The 2,177-nt window shown below is 70.7% G+C and carries 4 protein-coding genes; all 4 read left to right on the top strand.

The window, feature by feature from the left end:
- Positions 1-196: hypothetical protein (locus G5C65_RS35950; protein ID WP_165303249.1), on the top strand; the 196-nt coding region annotated here is incomplete at its 5' end.
- Positions 197-337: 141 nt separating this feature from the next.
- Positions 338-679: a YbaB/EbfC family nucleoid-associated protein gene (locus G5C65_RS35955; protein WP_165303250.1), complete on the top strand. Its 342-nt coding sequence runs from the start codon at positions 338-340 to the stop codon at positions 677-679.
- A 101-nt stretch (positions 680-780) separates the two neighbouring features.
- A complete protein-coding gene (gene recR / locus G5C65_RS35960; RefSeq protein ID WP_165303251.1) occupies positions 781-1,380 on the top strand; it encodes a recombination mediator RecR in 600 nt (199 codons plus the stop codon).
- The gene (locus G5C65_RS35965) at positions 1,373-2,038 is read left to right on the top strand and encodes a DUF5063 domain-containing protein (protein ID WP_165303252.1); all 666 of its coding nucleotides are present in this window, start codon (positions 1,373-1,375) and stop codon (positions 2,036-2,038) included. The genes recR and G5C65_RS35965 overlap by 8 nt, the downstream gene beginning before the upstream one ends.
- The last annotated feature ends 139 nt before the right edge of the window (positions 2,039-2,177 follow it).

The raw sequence follows: 2,177 nt of genomic DNA on the forward strand, positions 1-2,177 counted from the left end.
GGACCCGACCCCGGCCCCGGCGGGGCGGCCCGAGTCCACCGCTCCCGCCGCGGGCGGCCGCGCCTCGTATATCGGCGCCGAAGACGATATTCCGGATGAGGACGACCCAGATCTGGAGGAGTCGGCCCTTTCCGGGCACGATTTGATCGTGCGGGAGCTGGGCGCCACGGTCATAGAGGAGTTCCAGCACGAGTAGCCGGCCGGTACGCATGCGTACGGGGGAGCGAGCGGTGACGGGGCGCGGCGTGCCCCGTCCAGCACGTAGGCTCGGGCCAGCCAGCAAAACAGCAGGACGTCACACGACGTCGACGTCGTCGATCGAGCCAGGAGCCAAGACGTGATTCCCGGTGGTGGCCAGCCCGACATGCAGCAGTTGCTGCAGCAGGCTCAGAAGATGCAGCAGGACCTTGCCGCGGCCCAGCAGGAGCTGGCCCAGACCCCTGTCGAGGGCTCGGCGGGCGGTGGTCTGGTGAAGGCGACCGTGACCGGCGCCGGGGAGCTCCAGGGCCTGGTCATCGACCCGAAGGCGGTGGATCCGGAGGACACCGAGACCCTCGCGGACCTGGTCGTCGCGGCCGTCCGCGACGCGAACGCCGCGGCGCAGGAGCTTCAGCAGCAGAAGCTCGGCCCTCTCGCCCAGGGCCTGGGCGGCGGCGGATTGCCGGGCCTCCCCTTCTAGGCCGCCGTACGGGCAACTACGGTACGGAGAGCAGTACTCGTGACCGAGAGCCCCGTAGCCCCGTAGCCCCAGAGCCGCAGAGCTGACGAGCAGGAGCATCCGTGTACGAAGGCGTGGTCCAGGACCTCATCGACGAACTGGGCAGACTGCCCGGCGTCGGGCCCAAGAGCGCGCAGCGGATCGCCTTCCACATCCTGCAGGCCGAGCCCGCCGACGTCCGCCGTCTCGCGCACGCGCTGACCGAGGTGAAGGAGAAGGTCCGGTTCTGCGCCGTCTGCGGCAACGTCGCCCAGGAGGAGCAGTGCCGGGTCTGTCTCGATCCGCGCCGCGACCCCGCCGTCATCTGTGTGGTCGAGGAGCCGAAGGACGTCGTCGCGATCGAGCGTACGCGCGAGTTCCGGGGCCGGTATCACGTGCTCGGCGGGGCCATCAGCCCGATCGAGGGCGTCGGCCCGGACGATCTGCGGATACGGGAGCTGCTGGCCCGTCTCGCGGACGGCACCGTCACGGAGCTGATCCTGGCCACCGACCCCAATCTGGAGGGCGAGGCCACGGCCACTTATCTCGCCCGTATGGTCTCTGCGATGGGGTTGAAGGTGACGCGCCTGGCCAGTGGTCTCCCCGTCGGGGGAGACCTGGAGTACGCGGACGAGGTCACGCTGGGGCGGGCCTTTGAGGGGAGAAGGTTGCTCGATGTCTGACGCCACGCTGAACTCGATCACGGACGCGCCGGACGACTTCGCCGTCCAGATCTCCGACCAGGTCGAGAGCTTCATCGTCTCGGTCACCGAGGTCGCCAAGGGCGACGATCCGGACAGCGCTGTGCCCTATCTGCTGCTGGAGGTCTCGCAGCTGCTGCTCGCGGGCGGGCGGCTGGGCGCGCACGAGGACATCGTCCCGGACGAGCGGTACGAGCCCGATGTCGGCCCCGAGCCGGACGTCGACGAGCTGCGCGAGAAGCTGGCCGCGCTGCTGGACCCGGTCGATGTCTACTCGGAGGTCTTCGACCCGTATGTGCCGCGCACGGCGCCCGTCGCCTGCCGGATCTCGGACGACATCGCCGACGTCGTCACGGATCTGCGGCACGGTATGGCGCACTACTGCGCGGGACGGGTGAGCGAGGCGCTGTGGTGGTGGCAGTTCTCCTATCTGTCGAACTGGGGCCCGACCGCCTCGGCCGCGCTGCGTGCCCTGCAGTCCCTCGTCGCGCATGTGCGGCTGGATACCCCGCTCGACGAGCTGAACGGGCTGGACACGGACAGTGACGCGGCCGACAGCGACGACGGCGAGCTGGAGGCCGAGGCGGGCGCTGTCATGGCGGCGGAGATCGCCGCTCCGCTCGGGCTGAAGAACGCCTGACCAACCCGGTCCGTCGCCGCCCCCGCTCTCGGGGCGCCCGGGGTCTGGTGCCGGCGCCCGGGGCCTGGTGCCCGCGCCCGGCGCCCACGCCCGGCACGGGGTGGCGGCCACCGGGGTGCCCCGGTGGCTGTCTCTTATA

Source organism: Streptomyces boncukensis (assembly GCF_011045075.1).
GTDB classification, from domain to species: domain Bacteria; phylum Actinomycetota; class Actinomycetes; order Streptomycetales; family Streptomycetaceae; genus Streptomyces; species Streptomyces boncukensis.

Coding starts and splice junctions, on each gene's coding strand:
- G5C65_RS35965 (WP_165303252.1), top strand. CDS start 1,373: ATGTCTGACGCCACGCTGAACTCGATCACGGACGCGCCGGACGACTTC.